At 69.5% G+C, this 24,317-nt stretch carries 22 protein-coding genes and 1 tRNA gene; 10 read left to right on the forward strand and 13 right to left on the reverse strand.

Annotation, left to right across the window (positions count from 1 at the left end; translation table 11 throughout):
- Positions 1-54 precede the first annotated feature (54 nt).
- From MWM08_RS13080 to MWM08_RS13120, 9 genes are read left to right on the forward strand one after another with little or no spacing between them, the layout of a single operon-like run.
- Positions 55-1,032 (forward strand): Bug family tripartite tricarboxylate transporter substrate binding protein, encoded by a 978-nt coding sequence (locus MWM08_RS13080; RefSeq protein WP_244459873.1) that lies wholly within the window; start codon positions 55-57, stop codon positions 1,030-1,032.
- Complete coding sequence (locus MWM08_RS13085) at positions 1,029-1,880, forward strand: amidohydrolase family protein (RefSeq protein WP_244459874.1); 852 nt, start codon at positions 1,029-1,031, stop codon at positions 1,878-1,880. The genes MWM08_RS13080 and MWM08_RS13085 overlap by 4 nt, the downstream gene beginning before the upstream one ends.
- 6 nt (positions 1,881-1,886) lie before the next feature.
- A complete protein-coding gene (locus tag MWM08_RS13090) occupies positions 1,887-2,726 on the forward strand; it encodes an amidohydrolase family protein (protein WP_244459875.1) in 840 nt (279 codons plus the stop codon).
- Positions 2,723-3,571, forward strand: coding sequence for an HTD2 family dehydratase (locus tag MWM08_RS13095; protein WP_244459876.1), 849 nt, complete (start codon positions 2,723-2,725; stop codon positions 3,569-3,571). The genes MWM08_RS13090 and MWM08_RS13095 overlap by 4 nt, the downstream gene beginning before the upstream one ends.
- Entirely contained in the window at positions 3,571-4,773 is a 1,203-nt protein-coding gene (locus MWM08_RS13100; RefSeq protein ID WP_244459877.1) for a CaiB/BaiF CoA transferase family protein, read from the forward strand. Before MWM08_RS13095 ends, MWM08_RS13100 begins: the two co-directional genes overlap by 1 nt.
- The gene (locus tag MWM08_RS13105) at positions 4,770-5,741 is read left to right on the forward strand and encodes a Bug family tripartite tricarboxylate transporter substrate binding protein (protein ID WP_244459878.1); all 972 of its coding nucleotides are present in this window, start codon (positions 4,770-4,772) and stop codon (positions 5,739-5,741) included. Before MWM08_RS13100 ends, MWM08_RS13105 begins: the two co-directional genes overlap by 4 nt.
- Positions 5,741-6,928, forward strand: coding sequence for a CaiB/BaiF CoA transferase family protein (locus tag MWM08_RS13110; RefSeq protein WP_244459879.1), 1,188 nt, complete (start codon positions 5,741-5,743; stop codon positions 6,926-6,928). Before MWM08_RS13105 ends, MWM08_RS13110 begins: the two co-directional genes overlap by 1 nt.
- A gap of 14 nt (positions 6,929-6,942) precedes the next feature.
- On the forward strand, positions 6,943-7,317 hold the full coding sequence (locus MWM08_RS13115; RefSeq protein WP_244459880.1) for a VOC family protein: 375 nt from the start codon (positions 6,943-6,945) through the stop codon (positions 7,315-7,317).
- Positions 7,314-8,504 carry a TIGR03862 family flavoprotein gene (locus MWM08_RS13120; protein ID WP_255751407.1) on the forward strand — a complete coding sequence of 397 codons (1,191 nt, stop codon included), beginning with the start codon at positions 7,314-7,316 and terminating at the stop codon, positions 8,502-8,504. Before MWM08_RS13115 ends, MWM08_RS13120 begins: the two co-directional genes overlap by 4 nt.
- Position 8,505: 1 nt before the next feature.
- On the opposite strand, the gene MWM08_RS13125 is transcribed toward MWM08_RS13120, so the two are convergent.
- The 12 genes from MWM08_RS13125 to ssb form a co-directional block, all read right to left on the reverse strand.
- Positions 8,506-10,107: a zinc-binding metallopeptidase family protein gene (locus tag MWM08_RS13125; RefSeq protein ID WP_244459882.1), complete on the reverse strand. Its 1,602-nt coding sequence runs from the start codon at positions 10,105-10,107 to the stop codon at positions 8,506-8,508.
- 67 nt (positions 10,108-10,174) lie between these two features.
- Positions 10,175-10,774 (reverse strand): 2-hydroxychromene-2-carboxylate isomerase, encoded by a 600-nt coding sequence (locus MWM08_RS13130; RefSeq protein WP_244459883.1) that lies wholly within the window; start codon positions 10,772-10,774, stop codon positions 10,175-10,177.
- A 5-nt stretch (positions 10,775-10,779) separates the two neighbouring features.
- Positions 10,780-11,409, reverse strand: coding sequence for a CoA-transferase (locus tag MWM08_RS13135; protein ID WP_244459884.1), 630 nt, complete (start codon positions 11,407-11,409; stop codon positions 10,780-10,782).
- On the reverse strand, positions 11,406-12,137 hold the full coding sequence (locus MWM08_RS13140) for a CoA transferase subunit A (protein ID WP_244459885.1): 732 nt from the start codon (positions 12,135-12,137) through the stop codon (positions 11,406-11,408). The genes MWM08_RS13135 and MWM08_RS13140 overlap by 4 nt, the downstream gene beginning before the upstream one ends.
- 58 nt (positions 12,138-12,195) lie before the next feature.
- Positions 12,196-13,080 carry a DMT family transporter gene (locus MWM08_RS13145; protein ID WP_244459886.1) on the reverse strand — a complete coding sequence of 295 codons (885 nt, stop codon included), beginning with the start codon at positions 13,078-13,080 and terminating at the stop codon, positions 12,196-12,198.
- 154 nt (positions 13,081-13,234) lie between these two features.
- Positions 13,235-14,446, reverse strand: a complete 1,212-nt coding sequence (locus MWM08_RS13150) for an MFS transporter (RefSeq protein ID WP_244459887.1) — start codon at positions 14,444-14,446, stop codon at positions 13,235-13,237.
- Between the two features lie 542 nt (positions 14,447-14,988).
- Positions 14,989-15,064, reverse strand: a tRNA-Lys gene (locus MWM08_RS13155).
- Between the two features lie 44 nt (positions 15,065-15,108).
- On the reverse strand, positions 15,109-15,612 hold the full coding sequence (locus MWM08_RS13160) for a peptidylprolyl isomerase (protein ID WP_244459888.1): 504 nt from the start codon (positions 15,610-15,612) through the stop codon (positions 15,109-15,111).
- A gap of 10 nt (positions 15,613-15,622) precedes the next feature.
- On the reverse strand, positions 15,623-16,201 hold the full coding sequence (locus MWM08_RS13165) for a peptidylprolyl isomerase (protein WP_244459889.1): 579 nt from the start codon (positions 16,199-16,201) through the stop codon (positions 15,623-15,625).
- A gap of 14 nt (positions 16,202-16,215) precedes the next feature.
- Complete coding sequence (gene coaD / locus MWM08_RS13170) at positions 16,216-16,719, reverse strand: pantetheine-phosphate adenylyltransferase (RefSeq protein ID WP_244459890.1); 504 nt, start codon at positions 16,717-16,719, stop codon at positions 16,216-16,218.
- Positions 16,712-19,450 (reverse strand): DNA gyrase subunit A, encoded by a 2,739-nt coding sequence (gene gyrA, locus MWM08_RS13175; protein WP_255751403.1) that lies wholly within the window; start codon positions 19,448-19,450, stop codon positions 16,712-16,714. Before gyrA ends, coaD begins: the two co-directional genes overlap by 8 nt.
- 99 nt (positions 19,451-19,549) lie before the next feature.
- On the reverse strand, positions 19,550-20,089 hold the full coding sequence (ssb, locus tag MWM08_RS13180) for a single-stranded DNA-binding protein (RefSeq protein ID WP_244459891.1): 540 nt from the start codon (positions 20,087-20,089) through the stop codon (positions 19,550-19,552).
- Positions 20,090-20,270: 181 nt separating this feature from the next.
- On the opposite strand from ssb, the gene uvrA reads away from it, so the two are divergent.
- A complete protein-coding gene (gene uvrA, locus MWM08_RS13185; RefSeq protein ID WP_244459892.1) occupies positions 20,271-23,132 on the forward strand; it encodes an excinuclease ABC subunit UvrA in 2,862 nt (953 codons plus the stop codon).
- A gap of 4 nt (positions 23,133-23,136) precedes the next feature.
- Here uvrA and MWM08_RS13190 read toward each other — a convergent pair whose 3' ends face one another.
- Positions 23,137-24,288: a hypothetical protein gene (locus MWM08_RS13190; protein ID WP_244459893.1), complete on the reverse strand. Its 1,152-nt coding sequence runs from the start codon at positions 24,286-24,288 to the stop codon at positions 23,137-23,139.
- Positions 24,289-24,317: the final 29 nt, after the last annotated feature.

A 24,317-nucleotide genomic window follows, 5' to 3' on the forward strand; every position in this document is an offset into this window, starting at 1 on the left:
GCGGCGCGACGTGCGATAGGTGGTCCGTCCAGGAAGCACACGGAGAACCATCCGATGGTCAGCCGCCGCCAGGCGCTCGCCGCCGCAGCCCTCCTTGCCGCGCCCGCTGCGCGCGCGCAGGCCACCTGGCCCGACCGTCCGATCCGCGTCGTGGTGCCCTTCGCCGCCGGCGGCAATGCCGATGTCATCGCGCGCATCCTGCAGCCCCGCCTGTCGGAGAAGCTCGGCCAGCCGGTGGTGGTCGAGAACCGCCCCGGCGCCGGCGGCGCGGTGGGTGCGGCCGAGGTCGCGCGCGCGCGCCCCGATGGCTATACCCTGCTGATCGGATCGAATGGCCCGCTCAGCGTGAACCCCGCCGTGCAGGCCCGCCTGCCCTATGATGCCGAGCGCGACTTCGCCGCCATCGCGATGGCCATGCAGGTGCCGCATTGCCTGATGGTGCAGCAGGGCGCGCCGCAGCGCAGCCTGGCGGATGTCATCGCCGCGTCGCGCGCACAGCCCGATGCGCTGGGCGCCGGCACCGCCGGTGTCGCGAGCGCCACGCATCTCTCACTCGAAGCCTTCAAGCTCGTCTCCGGCGCGCGCATCCTGCACGTGCCCTATCGCGGCGGCGGCGCCGCGCTGCCCGATTTCGTGGCCGGCAACATCCCGATGCTGTTCACCGAATTCTCCACCGCGCTGCCGCTGCATCGCGACAGCAAGGGACGCATCCTGGCGGTGGCCTCGCTGACGCGGCTGAACGCGTTGCCGGACGTGCCGACCATGATCGAACAGGGCGTCCCCGGCTTCACCGCGGCCTCCTATGTCGGGCTGCTCGCTCCCGCCGGTACGCCGCCCGAGGTGCTGCGCAGGCTGGGCGAGGCCATGGCGGCCATCGTCGCGGAGGCCGACTTCCAGCGCCGCATGGAAGCCATGGGCGGGGAGACCGCCTCCGGCGCGCTCGCCACTCCCGCGGGCTTCAGCGCCTTCATCCGCGACGACCTGAACCGCTCGCGTGAGGTCGTGCGCTCCGCCGGCATCACTGCCCAATGACCCCGCGCGAGACGCCGCCTGGCGCCACGGACTGCCACTGCCACATCTTCGGCCCCGCCGCGCGCTTCCCCTACGCTGAGCCGCGGTCCTACACGCCGGAGGACGAGACGCTCGAGGACTACCTCGCGCTGCTCGACCGCCTGCAGCTCGACCGCGGCGTGATCGTGCAGCCCTCCGCCTATGACCGCGACAATGCCTGCACGCTCGATGCGCTGCGCCGCGCACCGGACCGGCTGCGCGGCGTGGCGGTGGTGGGTGCCGAGGCCACGCCGGATACGCTGCGTGCCATGCACCGCGACGGCATTCGCGGCCTGCGTGCGAACGAATACCTCCGCGACGGCCAGGCCGCCTACCATGGCGGCGTGCGCCTGGCGGAAATCGAGCCATTCTTCCCCGTCATGGCCGAGCTCGGCTGGCACCTGCAGCTATGGATCGACGCGCGGCATCTGCCGGAACTCGAACCGCGCCTCGCTACGGTTCCCGTACCGATCGTGGTCGACCACATGGGCCGGCTGCACCACAGCCACGGCACGAACGACCCCGGCTTCCAGGCGCTGGTCCGCGGGGTGGGCGACGGGCGCTACATGGCGAAGCTGTCGGGCACCTATCGCCTGGGCGCGCTGAAGCCCGATTATATCGAGGCGAAGCCGTTCCACGACGCGCTGGTCGCTGCCAATCCGGATGCGCTGGTCTGGGGCACCGACTGGCCGCATCCGCGCCCCGATGGCGGGCGCCCGGATGCCGCGCGGCTGCTGCGCGTTTTCCTCGACTGGACGACCGATCCCGTGCTGCGGCGGAAGATCCTGACCGACACGCCCGCGCGCCTGTATGACTTCCCGCAAGGCTGACCGATCATGGCCTCCGACCGCCGCCCGAATTTCGTCCTGCCGTCCGGCAGCTGCGACACGCATGTGCACATCTGGGGGCCCTTCGACCGCTACCCGGTCGCCAAGGGCGCGCCCTACACGCCGCCCGAGCGCACACGCGACGACCTGGTCGCGCTGCATGCGCGGCTTGGCGTACAGCGCGCCGTCATCGTGCAGACCACCGTCTACAAGTCCGACAACCGCGCCATGCTGGATGGCATCGCGGCCAGCAACGGTGCCTGGCGCGGCGTGGCGTTGGTGGATGAGAGCTTTGGCGACCGCGAATACCAGGCGCTGCACGATGGCGGCGTGCGCGGCGTGCGCTTCGGCTTCCTGCCGCATCTGGGCGGCGTGCCCGACATCGCGTTCCTGCGTCGCACCGCGGACCGCATCGCGGCGATGGGCTGGCACCTGGTGCTGCATGTAGACTTCAACAGCATCCTCGCCTTCGAGGAGATGCTGCGCTCCCTGCGTTTGACCGTGGTGGTGGACCACATGGGCCGCGTGCCGGTGCCTGAGGGCACGGACCATCCCGCCTTCCGGATCCTGCTGGACCTCCTGCGCGATCCGAACTGGTGGGTGAAGGTCTCCGGCGCCGAGCGCATATCCGCCGCCGGCCCACCCTTCCGCGACGCCGTGCCCTTCGCCCGCAAGCTGATCGAGGCCGCGCCCGACCGCACGCTGTGGGGCACCGACTGGCCGCATCCGAACGTTCGCTGGGAACCCGACGAGGCCGAACTGGTCGACCTGCTGCCGGAATTCGCCGACGCCGCCGCGCTGCAGCGCGTGCTGGTGGACAACCCCGCGCGGCTCTACGGCTTCCCATGACGGGCGACCTGCAATCCTGGGTCGGGCGCACGCGCACCGTCGCGGACGAGATGGCCGCGCCGTTGGTGCGCCGCATGGCCGCCCTGACCGACCGCACCGACGTGCCGCTGCAGCACGGTGCGCCGGTGCCCAATCACTGGCTCTGCATGCTGTTCGACGATGCTGCGCCGCAGGCCGCGCTCGGCGCCGATGGCCACGCCGCGACGGGCGACTTCCTGCCGCCCGTGCCGCTGCCCCGACGCATGCTGGGGGGGCGGCGCCTGACCTACACCGCCGCGCCGCGCGTGGGCGATGCGCTGGACCGCGAGACGATGATCGCTGCCATCACGCCGAAGGTCGGGCGCAGCGGCGCGCTGATCTTCGTGACCCTGCGCCACAGCATCACGCGCGCGGGCGATGTGATCGCCGTCGAGGAACAGGACATTGCCTACCTCGAGCCCAAGCGTAACGCGCCGGAACCGAAGGCCGAGAACCCGGCGCCCATGCCCATGGCCGCCTGGCGCGACGCCTTCACGCCCGACCCTGTCATGCTGTTTCGCTATTCGGCGCTGCAGTTCAACGGCCACCGCATCCACTACGATGCCGACTATGCGCGCGATGGCGAAGGCTATCCCGCGCTGGTGGTGAATGGCGGCGTGACCACGCTGTTCCTGCTGGAAGCGGCGCTGCGCCGGCAGCCCGGCGCACAGGTCCTGCAGACCGCGTCGCGCACCATGAACCCGCTGTTCTGCGGACGTGCGGCGACGCTGTCGGGCACCGCGCCGGATGCGCAGGGCCGCTGCATCCTCTGGGCCGAGGACGACACCGGCGCGACCGCGCTGCGCATCGAGGCGAGGATCGGCTGATGGCGGGACCGCTCGACGGCGTGCGCGTACTCGATCTCTCGGCCGTCGTGGTCGGGCCGATCTGCACGCATGTGCTGTGCGAACAGGGCGCCGAGGTCATCAAGGTCGAGGCCCCGACCGGCGATCTGCTGCGCCACCTGGCCGGCCGCGGCCGCAGTGCCGGGATGAACGGCAAATTCCTCAACTTCAACCGCGGCAAGAAATCCATCGCCATCGACCTGAAGCAGCCCGCCGGCATCGAGGCGCTGCGGCGTGTCGCGGCCACCGTCGATGTCTTCGTCACCAACATCCGTCCTGACGCACAGCAGCGTCTCGGTGTCGATGCCGACGCACTGCGCGCCGCGGCCCCGCGGCTGATCCATTGCTCCATCACCGGCTTCGGCAGCGGTGGTCCCTATGCCGGGCGCGCCGCCTACGACACCGTGATCCAGGGCGCCTCGGGCGTGGCCGGCACCTTCGCCGCCTCCACCGGCGAACCGCGCTACGTGCCGTTCCTGGTGGCCGACCACACGGTCGGGCTGGTCGCCGCGCAGCTGATCGGCTTCGCGCTGTACCGTCGCGAGAAGACCGGCATCGGCGAGGCGATCGAGGTGCCGATGTTCGAGAACATGGCCGCCTACATCATGCAGGAACACCTCGGCGCGGCATCCTTCCGCCCGCCCCTCGGCCCGCCCGGCGACCACCGTGTGCTCAGCCCCGACGGCAAGCCGCTGCCCACCAAGGATGGCTTCGTCTGCATCAGCGCGAACACCGACGCGCAGGCACATGCCTTCTTCGATGCGATCGGCCGGCCGGAGCTCAAGACCGATCCGCGCTTCGCCAAGGTCGCGCAGCGCGTGCAGCACACCAAGGAATACTTCCACATCCGCGCGACCTCGCTCGGCGGCCGCACAACGGCGGAATGGCTCGAGATCTTCGACCGCATGGACGTGCCGGCCTCGCCCTACAACACGCTCTCCTCGCTGATCGACGACCCACATCTGCGCGCGGTCGGCATGGTGCGCGAGGAAGACCACCCGACCGAGGGCGCCACCATCGCCATCGGTGCGCCGAACCGCTTCTCCGGCGGCAACACGCCGCCGCGCCCGCCGGCACCGCGCCTGGGCGCCGACGGCGCCGCGATACTGGCGCAGGCCGGACTCTCCACCGACGAAATCGACGCGCTGCGCCACGACGGCGTGCTGATCGAGGGAATGCCATGACCACCATCACCCGCCGCACTGCCCTTGCCGGCGCCACGCTGCTGCCACTGGCGGCACCGCGCGCACAGGCGCCCTGGCCGGACCGACCGGTACGCCTCATTGTGCCCTTCACGCCGGGCGGGTCCACCGACATCCTCGCGCGCGGCATGGGGCAGCGCCTGTCGGAGATCTTCGGCCAGCCCTTCGTCATCGAGAACCGTCCCGGCGCCGGTGGCACGCTCGGCTCCGAGCAGGTCTTCCGCAGCGCGCCCGACGGGTACACGCTGATGATGGGGCATATCGGCACGCTCGCCGCGAACCCCGCGCTGTATCGCACCCTCACCTGGGACATCGGCGCCTTCGTCCCAGTCGCACTGGTGGCGAATGTCGCGAACTTCCTGGTGGTGACGAACCGGTTGGAAGCGACCGACGTGCGCTCGCTGGTCGCGCTGGCGAAGCGCGATCCGGGGCGCCTCACCTATGGTAGCGGCGGCAACGGCAGTGCCGCGCATATCTCGATGGTCGCCTTCATGGAGGAAACCGGCACGGAGATGACGCATGTGCCCTATCGCGGCACCGGGCCTATGATGAACGACCTCATCGCCGGCACCATCAACCTCACGATGACCGGCGGACCGCCGGCGTTGCCGCCGGTGCGCGCGGGGCAGTTGCGCGCGCTCGGCATCTCCTCGCTCGAACGCCTCCCGTCGGCCAGCGACATCCCGACCATCGCCGAACAGGGCGTGCCCGGCTTCGACGTGCTGCAATGGTACGGCATCGTTGCCCCGCCCGGCACGCCGGCGGCCCTGGTCACGCGATTGAACGAGGCCTGCAACCGCGTCCTGGGTGAAGCCCCCTTCCGTGCGCGGCTGGAGACCGAAGGCGCGACCGCGCAGCCCATGACGCCCGCGCAATTCGGCGACTACATCGCGCGCGAGCGCGAACGCTGGGGCGCGCTGATCCGCCGGAACAATGTGGGGCTGGGCTGATGTCGCGCCCCTTCGACGGCATCCGCATCATCGACGCCACGCATGTCCTGGCCGGGCCGTTCGCGGCCTACCAGCTGGCGCTGCTCGGCGCGGACGTGATCAAGGTCGAGCACCCCGACGACCCGGACCAGAGCCGCGGGTCCGGCGCGGACTGGGACCTCAATCGCGCCGGCATGGGCACGTATTTCCTGACGCAGGGATCGAACAAGCGATCGATGACGCTCGACCTGAAGCAGGATGCCGCGCGCGACGTGTTCAAGCGCCTGGTTGCGCAGGCCGACGTGCTGGTCGAGAACTACCGCCCCGGCGCCTTCGAGGCCCTGGGCCTGGGCTACGAGGCACTGTCCGCGCTCAACCCGCGGCTGATCTACTGCTCGATCTCCGCCTTCGGCCAGGGCGGGCCGCGTGGCGGGCAGACCGCCTATGACCACGTGATCCAGGCGACCTCGGGCATCATGGCCTGCACCGGGACCGAACAGGTCAACCCGCTCAAGCTCGGCGCGCCGGCGATCGACTATGCGACCGGCACAATGGGCGCCTTCGCGCTTTCGGCCGCACTGTTCCAGCGCGAGCGCACCGGCCTCGGGCAGCGCATCGACCTCGCGATGCTGGATGTCGCGATGATGATGATGGCGTCCCACGTCACCGCCCATTCGCGCACCGGCAAGCCGGCGCGCCCGCGCGGCAATGCGCATGAATACGCGACCAACTCCGCCTATCCGACCCGGGATGGCATGGTGATGCTCGGCGCGTCCAACCTGCGCCAGCAGAAGCGGTTGTGGTCGGCGCTCGGCCGACCGGAGATGGCCAAGGCGCGCAACGAGGACCGCGTGGCGCAGCGCGATGCCGAGGCCGCCGCGCTGACCGAGATCCTCGCGACCCGTACCGCCGATGAATGGGAAGCCTTCCTGCAATCGCGCCACGTGCCCGCCGCGCGCGTGCGCCGCATGGACGAGGCACTGGCGGACCCGCACCTCGCCACGCGCGGCCTGGTGCATCGCTTCGAGGACGCCGATGGCGTGGCGGGCCCGTTCAGCGTGCCGGTCGCCGCCTTCGGCTTCGCCCATGGTGGGCCGCGCGTGGATACGCCACCGCATCCGCTCGGCGCCGACACCGATGCCATCCTCGCCGAACTCGGCTACGACGACGCGGCCCGCACCGCGCTACGCAGCGCCGGCGCCATCTGACAGGACCACCGCCCATGGCCAGCTTCACCTTCGACCACATCCACCTGCGCAGCCCGGACCCCGAGGCGACCGCCGCCTTCTACGAACGCGTCTTCGGCGTGACGCTCACGCGCAGCCCGCAGCGCATCGACTTCACCCTGGGCGGCCAGTTGATCTTCGTCTCGCCGGTCAACGAGGCGATGACCGGCGATGCGCCCGCCGCGCCCTATCGCGGTCTGGAGCACATCGGCCTTGCCGTCACCGGCATCGATGCGGTGGTCGCGGAGTTGAAGGCCAAGGGCGTGCACTTCACCATGGAACCGAACACCATACGCCCGGGCGTGCGCATCGCCTTCCTGCGCGGGCCGGAGAACGTGTCGATCGAACTGCTCGAACGGACCGCCGCCTGACCGCGCAGCGGCGCGTCTTCGTCGTCGGCGCCGGCCCCGCGGGGCTGATGGCGGCGGAGGCCGCGGCGGAAGCCGGTGCGGCCGTGACGGTGGTCGACCAGATGCCGTCGGTCGCGCGCAAGCTGCTGATCGCGGGGCGCGGCGGGCTGAACCTGACGCATTCGGAACCGATCGACCGCTTCCTCGACCGGTACGGCGCGGCGCGCGACGCGCTGGCGCCGATCATCCGCGCCTTCCCGCCCGAGGCGCTGCGCGCCTGGTGCCATGCGCTCGGCCAGCCGACCTTCGTGGGCAGTTCGGGCCGCGTGTTTCCGCACGCGATGAAGGCCTCGCCGCTGTTGCGCGCATGGCTGGCGCGGCTCGCGGCGCAGGGCATCGCGCTGCGTACGCGCCATCGCTGGGTGGGCCTCACGGCGGATGGTGCGCTGCGTTTCGCATCGCCCGCCGGCGAAGCGGTTGAGCGCGCCGACGCCACGGTGCTGGCGCTCGGCGGCGCATCCTGGCCGCGGCTCGGGTCGGATGGCGGCTGGACCGCGCTTCTGCCCGATGTCGCGATCGCACCGCTGCGCCCCGCCAACATGGGCTTCTGCGTCGCCTGGTCGGACCACCTCCGCACGCGCTTCGCCGGTATGCCGCTCAAGCGCATCGCCCTCACCTTCGCCGGCACCACGCAGCGCGGCGAGGCGATGCTGACCGCGCACGGCATTGAGGGCGGCGCGGTCTATGCGCTCTCCGCCCCGTTGCGCGAGGCCATCGCGGCGGAGGGGAACGCCACGCTGCTGCTCGATCTCCGCCCGGACCTGGACCACGCTACGCTGGCACGACGCGTCAATGCACGCCCAGCTGCGGTCACGCTGTCCAACCACCTGCGGCGCGCGGCGGGCCTGCCGCCGGTTGCAATCGCGCTGGTGCAGGAAGCCCTGCATGATGGCGCATCCCGCGACGACCTCGCCGCGCTGGTCAAGGCATTGCCGCTACGACTGACCGCGCCCTTCCCGATTGCACGCGCGATCTCCTCCGCCGGCGGCATCGCCTGGTCCGAACTGGACGACACGCTGATGCTGCGGCGTCATCCCGGGATCTACGCCTGCGGCGAAATGCTGGACTGGGAAGCGCCGACCGGCGGCTACCTGCTCCAGGCATGCTTCGCCACCGGCCGCGCGGCGGGGCGCGCGGCCGCGTCCTAGATCACAGCCGCTCGCCGGCGCCCAGACCGTCCATCGGCGTCGGCACGCACCACTCATCGCCGCGCGGTGTCGTCACGTATTCCGGCCATTTCAGGTCAACCGGCGCGGCGAAATCCTGTGGCAGCAGTGGTGGCACCCACTTCGATCCCCCCATGCCGCCACCGGTGCGCTCGCGCCATTCTGCCTGCGCGGCATCGAGCAAGCCGGGCTTGGCCGCGAGATCGACCAGCGTGAGCGCCATGGTCTTGGCCGCCACGAACATGCCCGGGTCGATCGCCGCCGGCAGGCCGCCCAGCGCATTGTACGACCATATCGGGTAGTCGTAGTTCGCATCCGGCGCGCGCAGGCGCGGGCGTGCGGTCAGCAGGCGCACCGTCGGGCAGTGCCAGCAGAATTCTACATAGTCATCGGCCGAAAGGTGCCACTGCCACGGCGGCAGGAAGTGGCGCATCCCCGCCTCGAATTCCGCGGGGTCCGTCAGCTTCGTATTGGCCGGCGAGAACGGATCCTCCATCGGCGCCAGGCCCAGGTTCGCCTGGATCTCCCGCGCGAAGCCCTTCGCCGCGTCGTCGTAGGTCGGCGGGCCGACCTCCTGCAGGTTCGCCCAGGTCGCATCCGTCAGCACGGTGTTCGCGAGGCCCACGCGCGTCTTGGTCACCCAGCGCAGATGCGCGGTGCAGGATGTCGCCATCGCGGCGGAGCGCGCATTCGCCATCAGCACGTTCGCGATCTGCTGCGCCATAGGCAGCGACGGCGTGCGCCAGGAATACTGGATCTGCGTGAAGCGCGGCGCGAGGTTGTCGGACGTCGCATCGCCGCCATGCAGGATGCATTCGTTCAGCGTCCAGGCGCCGGCATGGGGGAACATCGCCTCCTTGGTGTACTTGGTTGTCGTGTACATCAGGCACAGCGCGTCGGTCGCACCGGGCGCGCGCGCGGCGGCGTGGCCCACGTCGCGGATCGGCAGCAGCGACTTGTCGATCCAGGTCTCGGGGCTGTCGCAGGTGAAGGTGATGACAGCGGACCAATAGGCGCCGAACTGCGTCTCGGCCGTCACGGTGTTCTGCAGATGCGGATGGTACACCACGGCCGCGTCGAGACCGTCGTAGTAGCCCTTCGCCGCATGCACGGGCTTCGACCCGCAGACCTTTTCGGCCGGTTCGCCGAACAGCACCAGTCGGCCTGGCGTGCCCGAGGCCGAAAGTGCGGCCTTCGCCGCCAGCACCGCCGTGAGTGCCGCTGTGCCGAGCGAGGAATGCGGGTCGGTATGCCCTGCCGCATAGGGGTGCATCCCGGCGCGGGGTTCGCGCCGCGGCACCACCGCTTGGCAGTTCCCCGGCACCGCATCGTATTCCGAGAAGGACGCGAGCAACGGCCCGCCCGAACCCCAGCGCGCCACGAAGGCGGTCGGCATGCCGCCCGAGCCTTCCTCGACCTCGAACCCTTCGGCCCGCAGGAAGTCTACGTAGGCGCGGGCTGACCTGTATTCGCGCCAGGCAGGTTCGGCGAATTCCCAGATGCGCTCGTTGAAGGCGGACATCCGCGCGCTGTTGGCGCCGATCCAGTCGAGCGTCATCCGGCGCAGGGCAGCAAGGTCGGTCATCGCGGGGTCCCCTCGTGGCACCCCGCGATGATGCGTCGCGCGTGGCGCGCGCGCCAGATGTCGCGCCTCAGCCGCGCGCCAGGCGCCGCGCCACGAAGTCGAGCCGGTCCTGGCCCCAGAAGATGTCCTCCCCGATCACGTAGCAGGGCGCGCCGAACACGCCGCGATCGAGCGCCGCCTGCGTGTCCGCCAGGCGGCGTTCCTGCCAGCGCGGCTCGGCGCCGAGCGCCATCACCGCCGGCGCATCCAGCCCGCATTCCCCGATCAGCGCGGCCAGCGTGTCGGGGTCGGCGGGGTTCTTCTCCTCCTCCCACAGCGCCTTGAGGATACGGTGCGCGAGGCGGATCGCCGGTGCATCACCCATGGTCTCGCGCAGGGCGATGACGCAGCCGCAGCCCGGCAGTTCGTTGTGCGGAAAATGCTGGGGCTTGATCGTGATGGGAATGCCGAGCGCCTCGCGCCAGCGCGCCAGTTCCTGCAGCCGATACGCCTGGCGTTGCACCGACCGCTTGGGCAGTGGCAGCCCGCCGGAATTTGCGAAGATGGTGCCGAAATCCACAGGATAGATGCGCAGCGTGGCCCCGTGCTGCGCTGCAAGCGCCTCGATCCGCGCCGCCCCCAGATGCGTCCAGGGCGAATTCAACGACGCGTAGTAGTCGATATGCATGGGAATCACTCCGTGACGGGACAGGCGGTGGCGGCGCGCACATCGTCAAGGTTCACGCCCGGTGCCAGGTCGTGCACCTTGAAGGCCTCGCCGGCCGGTGAGAACAGGCCGAGCTCGGTCACCACCAGCGTCACCACGCCGCGCGCGGTGATCGGCAGCGTGCAGCGCGCGAGCAGCCGCGGCGTGCCGTCCCGCATCCGGTGCTCGAGCATCAGGAAAACGCGCTTCGCACAGGCCGCGAGATCCATCGCGCCGCCGATCACGCCACCCTTGGCACCCTTCACCTTCCAGTTGGCGAAGTCGCCATTCGCCGCGGCCTCGTAGGACCCCAGGATGGTCACGTCGATCCGTCCGCCGCGGATCAGCGCAAAGCTGTCGGCATGGTGAACGATGGCCGCACCGGGGTTCAGCGTGATGTGGCGGCGGCTGGCATCGACCAGGTTGACGTCTTCGTGGCCGGGCGCGGCGACGGGGCCGAAGCCGATCACGCCGTTCTCGGCATGGAAGATCACCTCGCGGTCGCCAAGGTCCACGTCGCAGACCAGCGTGGGCATCCCCACGCCGAGGTTCACGATCCAGCCATCCTGCAATTCGCGCGCGAGGCGCTCGGCCATCTGCGGACGGGTCCAGCTCATGACGCGTCTCCCTTACGGCCGGGACCGATGCCATCGGGCGGGATGTGCACCAGGCGATGCACGTAGATGCCCGGCGTGTGCACGTCGTCGGGGTCGATTGCGCCGGCGGGCAGGATGGGTTCCTCGACCTCCACGATGACCAGCGTCGAGGCGGTTGCCATGAGCGGGCCGAAGTTGCGCTGCGCGCGGCGGAAGCGAAGGTTGCCGGCCTCATCCGCCTGATGCGCGCGCAGCAGCGCGACATCGGCCGGCAGCGCGTATTCCAGCAGCACCTCGCGGCCGTTGATGACGCGCGTCTCGCGCCCCTGCGCCAGTTCGGTGCCCACCGCGGTCGGCGTGTAGAAAGCCGGGATGCCCGCCCCGGCGGCGCGCAGCCGCTCGGCCAGCGTGCCCTGCGGGACGATCTCGGCGTCCACCTCGCCGCGTTCGTAGAACGGCGTGAAGGGCAGTTGGTCCGATGCGCGCGGCGCGGCGGTGAAGGAACAGATCACCTTCGCGACCTGCCCGTTCTCCACCAGCATGCCGATATCCGGGTTGCGCGGCTTGTGCGCGCCGCCGGTGGTGTTGCCGATGCAGGTGAGCCGCTTCGCCCCCTGCCGCAGTAGCGCCGCGATCAGGTTGAAGGGCGACCCCGGCAGCGCAAAACCGCCGAACGCGATGGTCGCGCCATCGGGGATCCCGGCAACCGCCGCGTCGAAATCCGCAACGATCTTGCTGCTTCGTGCCATGCCCGCGTCTCCGTCCCTGGCAGCATCGTTGCGGCGGCGCGCGCAGCCTGTCCAGGGGTCAGCGGCGCCGGCTCTCCGCCACCGCGAGGGTCATCCCGCAGGCCACGATGATGCCGGCACCAACCCAGGTGAAGGCATCGGGGAACATGCCCGAGACCACGTAGCCCACCGCGACCGAGCCGATCATCTGCCAGTACTGGAAAGGCGAAATCACGCTCGCCTGTCCATAGGTCATCGCCTTTGCCACGCACCAATGCCCGCCTGCACCCAGCAGCCCGAGTGCGAGGAACAGCGCGACATCGGTCAGGTTGTGCGGCGTGGTCCAGACGAAGGGCACGACGCAACTCATCACCACCGTGCCGACCAGCGCCGAATACATCACCGATGTCTCGGGCCGGTCGATGCCCGCCACCTTGCGCGTGAACACCTGATAGACCGCATAGCAGAAGGCCGAACCCACGATGAGCACCGAGGCCGGCTGAAAAACCTCGCTGCCCGGGCGGATCACCACCAGCACGCCGCAGAAGCCCACCAGCACCGCGGCCAGGCGCTTCGCATCGATCCGTTCGCCAAGCATGGGCACCGCGAGCAACGTCACGAAGAACGGCGTCATGAACGATATCGACGCCGCCTTGGCCAGCGGCACGTTCTTCACCGCGAAGAAGAACAGCGTGGTCGAACCGAGCAGCAGCAGCGACCGCGAGATCTGCGCCGCCGGCCGGCGCGTGGCCAGCACCTCGAACCCGTAGCGTGGCACCACCAGCAGCAGCACCACCGCCAGATGCCCCGCGGTGCGCGCCCAGATGATCTGCTCGGATGGGTAGGTGCGACTGAGCATCTGCACCATCCCGTTCATGATCGGGAAGGCGGTAGTCGCCACGCACATGAAGAAGATTCCGAGCCAGAGCCTGCGCAGCGCATCCTGGCGCGTTTCGATGGTCATGGCCGGCTGGGGCGTTTCACCCGGGCAGCCTGTCGCGCGCGGTACGGGCGGTCAACGCACGCCCCGCAGGCGTCCGCCACAGCGCACCCACTCCCGCGCGCGTCACCGCGCCCGCTCTCCCGCGCGCGTCACAGCGCACCCACTCCCGCGCGCGTCACCGCGCGACAGGCCGTCGCAGCGCCCAGAACGCCACCGCCCCCGTCGCATACGCCAGGATCGACAACCAGAAGGCCGGCCGATACGTCCCCGTCAGGTCGAACAGCAGCCCTGCGCCCCAGGCGCCGATGCCCGCTCCCAGCCCAGACCCCACCGTGATCACGCCCAGGATGGTGCCCAGCCGCGGCCCACCGAACAGGTCAGCGGTCTTCGCCGTGATCGCCGGCCCGCGCGCGCCCCAGGTGATGCCGAAGAAGCAGGCGTGCAGCCACAGCATCAGGTGCTGGTCCGCGCCCTCGATCAGCAGCGCCGCCGCCACCCCCACGATGGAAATCGCATAGGCCAGGATCGCCGCCCGTTCCCGCCCGATGTAGTCCGAGATCGTGCCGGTCAGGATCACCCCCGGCAGCGCGAGCAGCGACCCCATCCCCAGCACGAAGGCGGCGTAGAGCGGTTCGAACCCCTGCCCCACCGCGAAGGCCAGTTGGTGCAGTGAGACCAGAAAACTGCCGATGCTGGTCAGCATATAGACCAGGAACAGCAGCCAGAAATGCCGCGTGCGCGCGGCCTCCGCCAGTGTCCAGGCGCGCCCGTCCACCGCTTGCGCCGCCCCTGCCGCCCCTGCGGGGATGGCGGATTCCGCGCGGCGGAACATCGCCGCCAGCGGGATCACCAGCAGTCCCATCATGCCTGCCTGCAGAAGGTAGGCGTTGCGCCAGCCAGCCTCGTCCACCACCCACTGTGCGATCGGCGCGCTGATGGCACGGCCGAACCCGTTGGCCGATTGCAGCAGCGATATCGCGAGCCCCCGCTGCGCCACGAACAACCGCGACACCAGCGGCACGAAGACCACGAGGCCGATGCAGTTCGCCCCCAAAGTCATCACGACGCCGTACAGCATCACCACCTGCCACAGCGTCGTCGCCTGCGAACTGCCCAGCAGCCCTGCCGTCAGCAGGCAGCCGCCCAGCAGCACCATCCGCCGCGCGCCCAGCCGGTCCACAAGCGAGCCGACGAATGGCGAGGATACGCCGCCGATGATCTGCCCGACCGAATAGGCCAGGCTCGCATCCGCGCGCGACCAGCCGAAATCGTCGATGAAGGCCAGCAGGAACACGGTGTAGGCGTGCATCAGGCTGGCGGAGACGGTGAAGGCGATGAACCCCCCGCCGACGATCATCCAGGCCTGGCGGGAGGGGCGGCCTGTCATCGCGCCGGCGGGATCCTGGCTGCTTGCGGAGTCGAAGGGTAGCGCCACGCAATGACGGACCGCGAGGGCAGTCGAAATGGAGAAGTATCCTGCTCCGGCCGCAACCCATGGTCGCATTGGCCGATACTCACGCGCGCCCTGATTTTGTAGGGAAAGCGCTTGCTGATCCTAGACGCGAACACGCGTGATGGGCCCGTGAATAGGTCGTCAGGCTTGCAGTAACGGGTGAAATCTTCGTTGGCGACAGTCACGGGAAGCGCATTCTCTCGTGATTGTTGGGTCAGGCAGTGTTTGGGGTCAGAGACATGTTGAGAGTTCATCGCGTCACACGCGCATCGTCACAACATTCAGTAAAGCCGTCGCATCCGATCGAAGCGGCGACCTCGGCGGTGGCCGCGGCGCTGGCCGACGCGCATGAGCGTGGCGATGCAGGGTCGGTGCGCATCCTGCACGCCGTGCTGGCGCTCCTGTCGGCCGCGCCGAAGCAGGACCAGCACTGAGGCCCTTCCGGCCTGCGCGTTGCTGGACGCCGTGGCAGAAAATGGTGTGCCCGCCGGGACTCGAACCCGGGACCCCATGATTAAAAGTCACGTGCTCTACCGGCTGAGCTACGGGCACGCCGGACCCGGCGCCGGGTCGTCTCTGGCGCCGGGGTGATAGCCTCACGCCGCGTCGGCGGCCACCCGCATCGTGCGGATCTTGTCCGGGCCCTGCACCATGCCCGACATGCCGGCACCGCGCTTGATCTTGTCGACCACGTCCATGCCGGACGTCACCTGCCCCCAGATGGTGTACTGCCCATCGAGGCTCGAGGCGGGGGCGAACATGATGAAGAACTGGCTGTTCGCACTGTTCGGGTCGCTGGTGCGCGCCATGCCGCAGGTGCCGCGCTGGAAACGCGCCACGCCTGGGGCCGAGAACTCGGCGGGAATATCCGGCAGGTCCGACCCACCGGTACCGGTGCCGGTCGGATCGCCGCCCTGCGCCATGAAGCCTTCGATCACGCGGTGGAACGGCACGTCGTTGTAGAACCCGCGGCGCACGAGCGCCTTGATCTGCTCGACATGCTTGGGCGCGAGGTCGGGACGCAGCGCGATGGTGATGGTGCCGTGCTCGATCTCGAGGATCAGCGTGTTCTCGGGATCGGCGGCGGTGGTCTCGGTCATCGAAGTTTCCTCAGCGGATATCGGCGGCGATGCGCGCGGTGCGGATGCGGTCGGGCGGCTGCGGCACCATGCCGGACTGGCCGACGCCGCGCTTGATGCGGTCGACCGCGTCCATGCCGGAGATGACGCGGCCCCAGATGGTGTACTGCCCATCGAGCCCGGCATTCGGCGCGAACATGATGAAGAACTGGCTGTTCGCGCTGTTGGGGTTCTGCGACCGCGCCGCGCCGACCGTGCCGCGCAGAAAGCGCGCGCGCGACGGCGGGCTGAATTCGGCCGCCAGGTCGGGCAGGTTCGACCCGCCGGTGCCGGTGCCGGTCGGGTCGCCGCCCTGCGCCATGAAGCCCTCGATCACGCGATGGAACGGCGTGTTGTCGTAGAAGCCGCGGCGCGTCAGCGTCTTGATACGCTCGACATGGTTGGGCGCGAGATCGGGCAGCAGCTGGATGCGCACCTCGCCCGCGGGCAGCTGCAGCACCAGGATGTTCTCCGGATCGGGCGGCGTCGCGGGCTGGGCCGGCGCCTCCTGCGCGCAGGCGGCGAGGCCGAATGCGGCGGCAGCGCCGCCCAGAAGCGTCCTGCGGTCCATATGTGCGTCTCCCTTCATGTTGCGCGCAGCTTCGCCAGCGTGCGCTCCAGCGTCGTCCTCGGCACGAAGCCGGAGATGTCTCCGCCCAGCTTCGCGATCTCCTTCACCAGACGGGAGGCGATGAACTGATTGGTCTCGGACGCCATCAGGAAGACCGTCTCGATCTCCTGGTCCAGGCGACGATTCATGCCGACCATCTGGAACTCGTAGTCGAAATCCGACACCGCGCGCAGGCCGCGCACGATCATCCGTGCGCCCACCTCGCGCGCGTAATGCACCAGCAGCCCTTCGAAGGGCTTCACCTCGATGATCGTGCCGCTGCGCTCGGCGATCGCGGCGGTCTCGGCCTTCACCAGCTCGACCCGTTCCTCGAGCTCGAACAACGGGCCCTTGCCGATATTGATGGCAACACCGACCACCAGCCTGTCGACCAGCCGCGCCGCGCGGCCGATGACGTCGAGATGCCCGTTCGTGACCGGGTCGAAGGTACCCGGATAGAGCGCAACGCGTTCAATCATGGTCGGCTGCCGCCTCGTCGTCCTCGCCTTCGTCGGCGATCGGGAAGCAGGAGATCACGCGCTCCCCGTCCGACAGCCGCATCAACGTCACGCCCATGCCCTGCCGGCCGGTGATGCGCACGTCATCGGACTCAATGCGGATCAGCTGGCCGCCATCGGTCACCAGCATCAGGTGGTCGCCGGGGCGCACGGGGAAGGTGGCGACGACCTCGCGCCCGGTCCGCTTGGACAGCGTGATGCCGGTGATGCCCTGCCCGCCACGACCGGTGACACGGTATTCATGCGCCGAGGTGCGCTTGCCGAACCCGCCATCGGTGACGGCGAGGATGATCTCCTCGGCGGCTTCGAGTTCGTCGAAGCGCTCGGGGGTCAGCGCGATCTCGACGACCGGCTCCTCGGCGTCGTCGGCGGCGGTCGGGGCTTCGGCTTCCTCGTCGCCGGCACGGCGCTTGGCCGCGGCGGCCTTGAGATAGGCCGCGCGCTCGGCCGGGCTGGCCTCGATGTGGCGCAGCACGGACAGCGCGATGACGCTGTCGCCCTCCTGCAGGCGGATCCCGCGCACGCCATCCGAATCGCGCCCGGCGAACAGGCGCAGCGTATCGGGTTCCGCCTGGAAGCGGATGCAGCGGCCCAGCCTGGTCGCGAGCATCACGTCATCGCCCTCGCGGCAGGTCGAGACGCCGATCAGGCTGTCGCGTTCCCCGAGCTTCATCGCGATCAGGCCCGACGACCGCACATTGCGGAAATCCGACAGCCGATTGCGCCGCACATTGCCGTGCAGGGTCGCGAAGACCAGGTGCAGGCCTTCCCACAGGGTTTCGTCGAGTGGCAGCGGCAGCACGGCGGTGACGCTCTCGCCATCCTGCAGGTTCAGCACCTGGCGCAGCGAACGCCCCCGCGCCGTCGGGCTCGCCTCCGGCAACTGCCAGACCTTCTCGCGGAAGGCCATGCCGCGGCTGGTGAAGAACAGCACGAACTGGTGAGTATGCGCGACGAAGGACCGGATGACGACATCGTCCTCGCGCGTGCCGGCCCCGGTGCGTCCCTTCCCGCCGCGCCCCTGCGCGCGGAAGGTATCGAGCGGCGTGCGCTTGACGTAGCCGTCGCGCGTCAGCGTCACCACCATGGTACCAGGCTCGATCAGGCTCTCGTCATCGACGTCGGCGACGTGGTCGACGATCTGCGTCATGCGCGGGGAGGCGATCTCCGCGCGCACCTTCAGCAGTTCCGCGGTCATCACCTCCATGCGGCGCGCGCGGCTGCCCAGGATGTCGAGCAGGTCGCGGATGCGATCGCCCACTTCGCCCAGTTCGCCGGTGATCTTGTCGCGCTCGAGGCCCGTCAGCCGCTGCAGCCGCAGTTCCAGGATGCCGCGCGCCTGTTCTTCCGTCAGGCGCACCGTGCCCTCCGGCGTGATGACGTTGCGATAGTCGTCCACCAGCGCCAGCAACACGCCGACATCGCCGGCCGGCCAGGCACGGTCCATCAGCGCGGCGCGGGCCGTCGCGGCATCCGCGCTGGCGCGGATCACGCGGATCACCTCGTCGATGTTCGCCACGGCGATCGCCAGGCCGATCAGCAGATGCCCCCGCTCGCGCGCCTTGGCCAGACGATGGCGCGACCGGCGCAGGATGACCTCCTCGCGGAAGGCGATGAACGCCATCAGGGCGTCCTTCAGCCCCATCTGCTGCGGCCGGCCGTTGTTCAACGCCAGGAAGTTCACCGCGAAGGAGGTCTGCAGCTGCGTCATGCGATAGAGCTGGTTCAGAACCACCTCGGCCGTCGCATCGCGCTTCAGCTCGATCACGATCCGCATCCCGGAGCGGTCGGATTCGTCGCGCAGGTCCGAGATTCCCTCGATCGCCTTGGCGCGCACCAGCTCCGCGATCTTCTCGAGCAGCGTGGACTTGTTGACCTGGTACGGGATCTCACTGACCGCGATGCACTGGCGGTTGCCCTTCATCTCCTCGATCTCGGCGCGCGCGCGCAGCGGGATCGACCCCCTGCCGGTCTCGAAGGCCGAGCGGATGCCCGCGCGCCCCAGGATCAACCCGCCGGTCGGGAAGTCCGGCCCGGGCACGATCCTCATCAGGTCGTCGAGCGTCAGCGAATTGTCCGCCACCAGCGCGAGCGTGGCGTCGATGATCTCGGTCGGGTTATGCGTCGGGATATTGGTCGCCATGCCGACCGCGATGCCGTTCGCGCCGTTCACCAGCAGGTTCGGGAAGGCGGCGGGCAGCACGCGCGGTTCTTCCGCGCTCTCGTCGTAGTTGGCCTGGAAATCGACCGTGTCCTCGTCGATTCCTTCCAGCAGCGCCATGGCGGATGGTGCCAGCCGCGCTTCCGTGTAGCGCATCGCCGCCGGCGGATCGCCATCGACGGACCCGAAATTCCCCTGCCCGTCGATCAGCGGCACGCGCATCGAAAACGGCTGCGCCATGCGCACCATGGCGTCGTAGATCGAGGCATCGCCATGCGGGTGATACTTGCCCATCACGTCGCCAACCACGCGGGCCGACTTGCGATACGGCTTGTCGGCCGTGTAGCCGGCCTCCTGCATGGCGAACAGGATGCGCCGGTGCACCGGCTTCAGCCCGTCGCGCGCGTCGGGCAAGGCGCGCGCGACGATCACGCTCATGGCGTAGTCGAGGTAGGAGCGGCGCATCTCCTCCTCGAGAGCCACGGGCTGCGTGTCGAAGGGGGGCTGCTCGGGGGTGCTGGGGTCGCTCACGCGGGCAAACTCGATCCGATGTCGTGGGTCACGCGGCGCGGCGCGCGGGGCTGCGGCGCCATAGGCCCCGCGCCCGCGCGCCCGTCAACCACGATGGGGTCAGAACGGAATCTCGTCGTCGAGGTCGGTCTTCTTGGAATCCCAGCCGCCTCCGCGCGACGGCGCGCGCGACGACCCGCCGCCGCCGCCCTCGCCGCGCGGTGCTCCGCCGGATGGCCGGTCGCCATACCCACCACCACCGCCGCCGGAGCGTTCGGCATATCCGCCGCCGCCATCGTCGCCGGCCCCGCCGCCGCGCCCGCCGACCAGCTGCAACTCACCGCGGTATTGGCGCAGCACGACTTCGGTCGTGTAGCGATCCTGCCCATCCTTGTCGGCCCATTTGCGGGTCTCGATCTGGCCCTCGATGTAGACCTCGCTGCCCTTGCGCAGGTATTTCTCGGCCACTTCGCCGAGGCGATCGTTGAAGATCGCGACCGAATGCCACTCGGTACGTTCCTGCTGGTTGCCTTCGCGGTCTTTGTATCGCTCGCTGGTTGCAATGCGCAGGTTCACGACCTTGCCGCCATTCTGGAAATTCCGCACCTCGGGGTCGCGGCCGAGCCGCCCCAGGATAATCACCTTGTTGATGCCCGCCATGCCGCGCAGTCCCTTGGTTTGACGCTGTCACACTAGCCCGGCGCCGGCCGCGGGGCCACCCTTGGCCCACCCGCCGGCGTGCCCGCACGGCGCCCCTTTCCAGCTTGCCGAACCAGCCGCATATATGGTGAGAACATCACCAGAACACCAGCGGCGCCCCGCCCCGGAGTCCCCCAAGATCATGACCGGCCAGATCCGAATCCGCGGCGCGCGCCAGCACAACCTGAAGGATGTAGACCTCGACATCCCGCGCGACACGCTCACCGTCGTCACCGGCCTGTCGGGCTCGGGCAAGTCGTCCCTCGCCTTCGACACGATCTACGCCGAAGGCCAGCGCCGCTACGTCGAGTCGCTGTCGGCCTATGCGCGGCAGTTCCTGCAACTCATGCAGAAGCCCGACGTCGATTCGATCGAGGGCCTGTCGCCCGCCATCTCGATCGAACAGAAGACCACCAGCCACAACCCACGCTCCACCGTGGGTACAGTGACGGAAATCCACGACTACATGCGCCTGCTCTGGGCGCGCGTCGGCGTTCCCTATTCGCCCGCCACCGGCCTGCCGATCGAAGCGCAGACGGTTAGCCAGATGGTCGACCGCGTCATGGGCATGCCCGAGGGCACGCGCCTGCTGCTGCTCGCGCCCGTCGTGCGTGGCAAGAAGGGCGAATACCGCAAGGAACTCGCTGATTGGCAGCGCCGCGGCTTCGAACGCGTGAAGATCAACGGCACGCTGCACCAGATCAGCGAGGCGCCGAAGCTCGACAAGAAGCTGAAGCACGATATCGAGATCGTGGTCGACCGCATCGTGGTCCGCGAGGGTGTGGCGCAACGCCTGGCCGATTCCTTCGAGACCGCGCTCGGTCTCGCCGAAGGCATCGCCTACGCCGAGAACGCCGACACCGCCGAACGCACGGTGTTCAGCGCAAAATTCGCCTGTCCGGTCAGCGGCTTCAGCATCGAGGAAATCGAGCCGCGCCTGTTCTCCTTCAACTCGCCCCATGGCGCCTGCCCGGCTTGCGACGGCCTCGGCACCGAGACCTTCTTCGACCCGCAGCTGGTGGTTCCGCAGGACGATGTCTCGCTGAAGGACGGCGCCATCATGCCCTGGACCGGCGCGCAATCGCCCTACTACACGCAAACGCTCGAGAGCCTCGCGCGCCACTTCAAGTTCGCCATGACCACGCCGTGGCAGGACATCCCGGCGCAGGTCCGCCAGCAGATCCTGCACGGCACCGGCGATGACGTCGTCACGCTCCGCTACAAGGACGGTCTGCGCGCCTATGAGGTGAAGAAGCCCTTCGAAGGCGTCATCCCGAACCTGCAGCGCCGCTTCAAGGAGACCGACAATCCCTGGGTGCGCGAGGACCTGTCGCGCTACCAGGCCGACAAGCCCTGCGCGACCTGCACCGGCTTCCGCCTGAAGCCGCAGGCACTGTCGGTGAAGATCGCCGGCAAGCACATCGCCGAGGTCAGCGACCTGTCGATCCGCCGCGCGCGCGACTGGTTCGGCACGGTGATGGCGACCCTCACGCCGCAGCGCCAGGAGATCGCGCGCCGCATCCTGCGCGAGATCGAGGACCGCCTGCAGTTCCTGGTGGATGTCGGGCTGGACTACCTCAGCCTCAGCCGGTCCTCGGCCACGCTGTCGGGTGGCGAATCGCAGCGCATCCGCCTCGCCTCGCAGATCGGCTCCGGCCTGACCGGCGTGCTGTATGTGCTCGACGAACCCAGCATCGGCCTGCACCAGCGCGACAACGAACGCCTGCTGACCACGCTGCGGCGCCTGCGCGACCTCGGCAACACCGTGCTGGTGGTCGAACACGACGAGGATGCGATCCGCCAGGCCGACTACCTCGTGGATATCGGCCCCGCCGCCGGCGCGGGCGGCGGGCGCGTCATCGCGCAAGGCACGCCGGCCGAGGTCATGGCCAACCCCGCGAGCCTCACCGGTCAGTACCTCTCCGGCGCGCGGCGCATCGAAGTCCCCGCCACGCGCCGCAAGATCGACAAGAAGAAGCAGCTGCGCGTCGTCGGCGCCACCGGCAACAACCTCAAGAACCTGACGGCGTCGATCCCGCTCGGCACCTTCGCCTGCATCACCGGCGTCTCCGGCGGCGGCAAGTCCACGCTGGTGGTGGAGACGCTCTACAAGGCCGCCTCGCGCCGCCTGATGGGCGCCGCCGAAGTGCCTGCCCCGCACGACCGCATCGAAGGGCTCGAGCACCTCGACAAGATCATCGACATCGACCAGTCGCCGATCGGCCGCACCCCACGCTCCAACCCCGCGACCTACACCGGCCTGTTCGCGCCCATCCGCGACTGGTTCGCCGAAATGCCCGACAGCCGCGCGCGCGGCTACAAGCCCGGCCGCTTCTCCTTCAACGTGAAGGGCGGCCGTTGCGAGGCCTGCCAGGGCGACGGCCTCATCAAGATCGAGATGCACTTCCTGCCCGACGTCTACGTCACCTGCGACACCTGCAAGGGCAAGCGCTACAACCGCGAGACGCTGGAGGTGAAGTTCCGCGGCAAGTCGATCGCCGACGTGCTCGACATGACGGTGGACGAAGGCGTGGAGTTCTTCTCCGCGGTGCCGGCCATCCGCGACAAGCTGAAGGTGCTGAAGGAAGTCGGCCTCGGCTACATCCACCTGGGCCAGCAGGCGACCACGCTGTCGGGCGGCGAGGCGCAGCGCATCAAGCTGTCGAAGGAACTCTCCCGCCGCGCCACCGGCCGCACGCTGTACATCCTCGACGAACCGACCACCGGCCTGCATTTCGAGGATGTGCGCAAGTTGCTCGAAGTGCTGCACGCGTTGGTGGACCAGGGCAACACCGTCGTGGTGATCGAACACAACCTGGAGGTCATCAAGACCGCCGACTGGGTGCTCGACCTCGGCCCCGAGGGCGGCGAGGGCGGCGGGCGCATGGTCGCCGAAGGCACGCCCGAGGACATCGCCGCCACGCCGGAAAGCCACACCGGCCGCTTCCTCGCGCCGCTGCTCGCGCGCACCGAGGCACCCGCGCGCAAGCGCAAGCGCGCCTGACGCCTCAGGGCCCGGTGATGCGCTGGAAGTCCTGGTGGCGGACCAGGTCGCGCCGCACGGCGCGGATCGTGCTGCGCCCCGCGTGGCGCGCGAGGTACGGCGCGGGCACGTCGCGGCGGTCCAGCAGCAGGTGCCACAGGTCGCGGATTTCCGCCTCGCTCGCCAGGCGGTCCGGGTCGTCCACCCGCGACCGCAGCTCCGCGATGTGCGCGTCCAGCTTCTCCTGGCGAAAGGTCTCGAAGGCCCGGAAGGCGCCGGCGACGAAGCGGGCCGGGATGGTCGCGTCGAACGGCGCGAAGGTGAACACCTCCTGCTCCGCCCAGCGCATCGTCTCGAAGCCCCTCGAGCGGAACTTCTCGGGCGAGAAATGCTGCCCGGTCGCCCCGATATAGCGCGCGAAGCAGACATCGGTGGCCACGCGTGCCAGCCCGAGGTCGGCACAGGCCGCTTCCATCGCGCCATCCTGCGAGGTCGCGTTGCGTGCGATGCGCTTGGTCCGCCAGAACTCCAGGATGCGCAACTGGTTGCGCGCACGGTAGTCGTTGCGCCGGATTTCCTCCCACCAAGGCTGCAGCCAGTCCTGGATGCGCCGCCACGCGTCGCGCCGCAGCCCGAAGCCCCAGAGATTTGCCAGCGGCCGCCACTGCACCGTCGGGCCCGGGCGCGCGCCGTGCCGGTCGCCGTAGGCGGCGAAATAAGCGACGCTGTCCGCGAAGGGCTCGCTGGCGTGCCGCATCGCCTCCAGCGCCGCGAGGTACAGCGGGCCGGGTTCCAGATCGTCCTCGAAGAAATACGCCACCGGCGCGTCCAACGTCTCGAAGGCCAGCACCTGTCCGCGCAGGATGTTCTCCGCGATGCCCAGGTTGTGCGGCGAGGCATGCACCTGACCCTGCGGGAAATGCTCCCGGAACACCGCGATCGACCGCATTATGTCGGCCGGGCGCGCATGCCGCCGCCCGGTGCGTGCCGAAACCGCGCCATCCTGCAGCAGGTGCACCCGCGACGGATCCGCCCGCACCTGTGTCTGCGCCAGCAGCCCGCTGCACAGCGTCGCCAGGTAATCCGGCCGGTCGAAGGCGAAGATGACGATCGGGACCTCGGTCACCCCCTGCTCGACACCCGCGATGCGCATCCCGTCCTCCTGGTGCGGACTCATGCGGCGCGCGGCCGGATGCAGGCAACCGT

The sequence above is a fragment of the Roseomonas fluvialis genome, assembly GCF_022846615.1.
GTDB classification, from domain to species: Bacteria; Pseudomonadota; Alphaproteobacteria; order Acetobacterales; family Acetobacteraceae; genus Neoroseomonas; species Neoroseomonas fluvialis.

Excerpts from the sequence above, each read along its gene's own strand:
- MWM08_RS13110 (WP_244459879.1), top strand. The coding sequence starts at position 5,741 with ATGTCGCGCCCCTTCGACGGCATCCGCATCATCGACGCCACGCATGTC.
- MWM08_RS13105 (WP_244459878.1), top strand. The coding sequence starts at position 4,770 with ATGACCACCATCACCCGCCGCACTGCCCTTGCCGGCGCCACGCTGCTG.
- MWM08_RS13080 (WP_244459873.1), top strand. The coding sequence starts at position 55 with ATGGTCAGCCGCCGCCAGGCGCTCGCCGCCGCAGCCCTCCTTGCCGCG.
- MWM08_RS13085 (WP_244459874.1), top strand. The coding sequence starts at position 1,029 with ATGACCCCGCGCGAGACGCCGCCTGGCGCCACGGACTGCCACTGCCAC.
- ssb (WP_244459891.1), bottom strand. The coding sequence starts at position 20,089 with ATGGCGGGCATCAACAAGGTGATTATCCTGGGGCGGCTCGGCCGCGAC.
- MWM08_RS13145 (WP_244459886.1), bottom strand. The coding sequence starts at position 13,080 with ATGACCATCGAAACGCGCCAGGATGCGCTGCGCAGGCTCTGGCTCGGA.
- MWM08_RS13090 (WP_244459875.1), top strand. The coding sequence starts at position 1,887 with ATGGCCTCCGACCGCCGCCCGAATTTCGTCCTGCCGTCCGGCAGCTGC.
- MWM08_RS13095 (WP_244459876.1), top strand. The coding sequence starts at position 2,723 with ATGACGGGCGACCTGCAATCCTGGGTCGGGCGCACGCGCACCGTCGCG.
- MWM08_RS13150 (WP_244459887.1), bottom strand. The coding sequence starts at position 14,446 with ATGACAGGCCGCCCCTCCCGCCAGGCCTGGATGATCGTCGGCGGGGGG.
- MWM08_RS13115 (WP_244459880.1), top strand. The coding sequence starts at position 6,943 with ATGGCCAGCTTCACCTTCGACCACATCCACCTGCGCAGCCCGGACCCC.
- MWM08_RS13190 (WP_244459893.1), bottom strand. The coding sequence starts at position 24,288 with ATGAGTCCGCACCAGGAGGACGGGATGCGCATCGCGGGTGTCGAGCAG.
- MWM08_RS13135 (WP_244459884.1), bottom strand. The coding sequence starts at position 11,409 with ATGAGCTGGACCCGTCCGCAGATGGCCGAGCGCCTCGCGCGCGAATTG.
- coaD (WP_244459890.1), bottom strand. The coding sequence starts at position 16,719 with ATGATTGAACGCGTTGCGCTCTATCCGGGTACCTTCGACCCGGTCACG.
- MWM08_RS13125 (WP_244459882.1), bottom strand. The coding sequence starts at position 10,107 with ATGACCGACCTTGCTGCCCTGCGCCGGATGACGCTCGACTGGATCGGC.
- MWM08_RS13100 (WP_244459877.1), top strand. The coding sequence starts at position 3,571 with ATGGCGGGACCGCTCGACGGCGTGCGCGTACTCGATCTCTCGGCCGTC.
- MWM08_RS13160 (WP_244459888.1), bottom strand. The coding sequence starts at position 15,612 with ATGACCGAGACCACCGCCGCCGATCCCGAGAACACGCTGATCCTCGAG.
- uvrA (WP_244459892.1), top strand. The coding sequence starts at position 20,271 with ATGACCGGCCAGATCCGAATCCGCGGCGCGCGCCAGCACAACCTGAAG.
- MWM08_RS13140 (WP_244459885.1), bottom strand. The coding sequence starts at position 12,137 with ATGGCACGAAGCAGCAAGATCGTTGCGGATTTCGACGCGGCGGTTGCC.
- MWM08_RS13165 (WP_244459889.1), bottom strand. The coding sequence starts at position 16,201 with ATGGACCGCAGGACGCTTCTGGGCGGCGCTGCCGCCGCATTCGGCCTC.
- MWM08_RS13130 (WP_244459883.1), bottom strand. The coding sequence starts at position 10,774 with ATGCATATCGACTACTACGCGTCGTTGAATTCGCCCTGGACGCATCTG.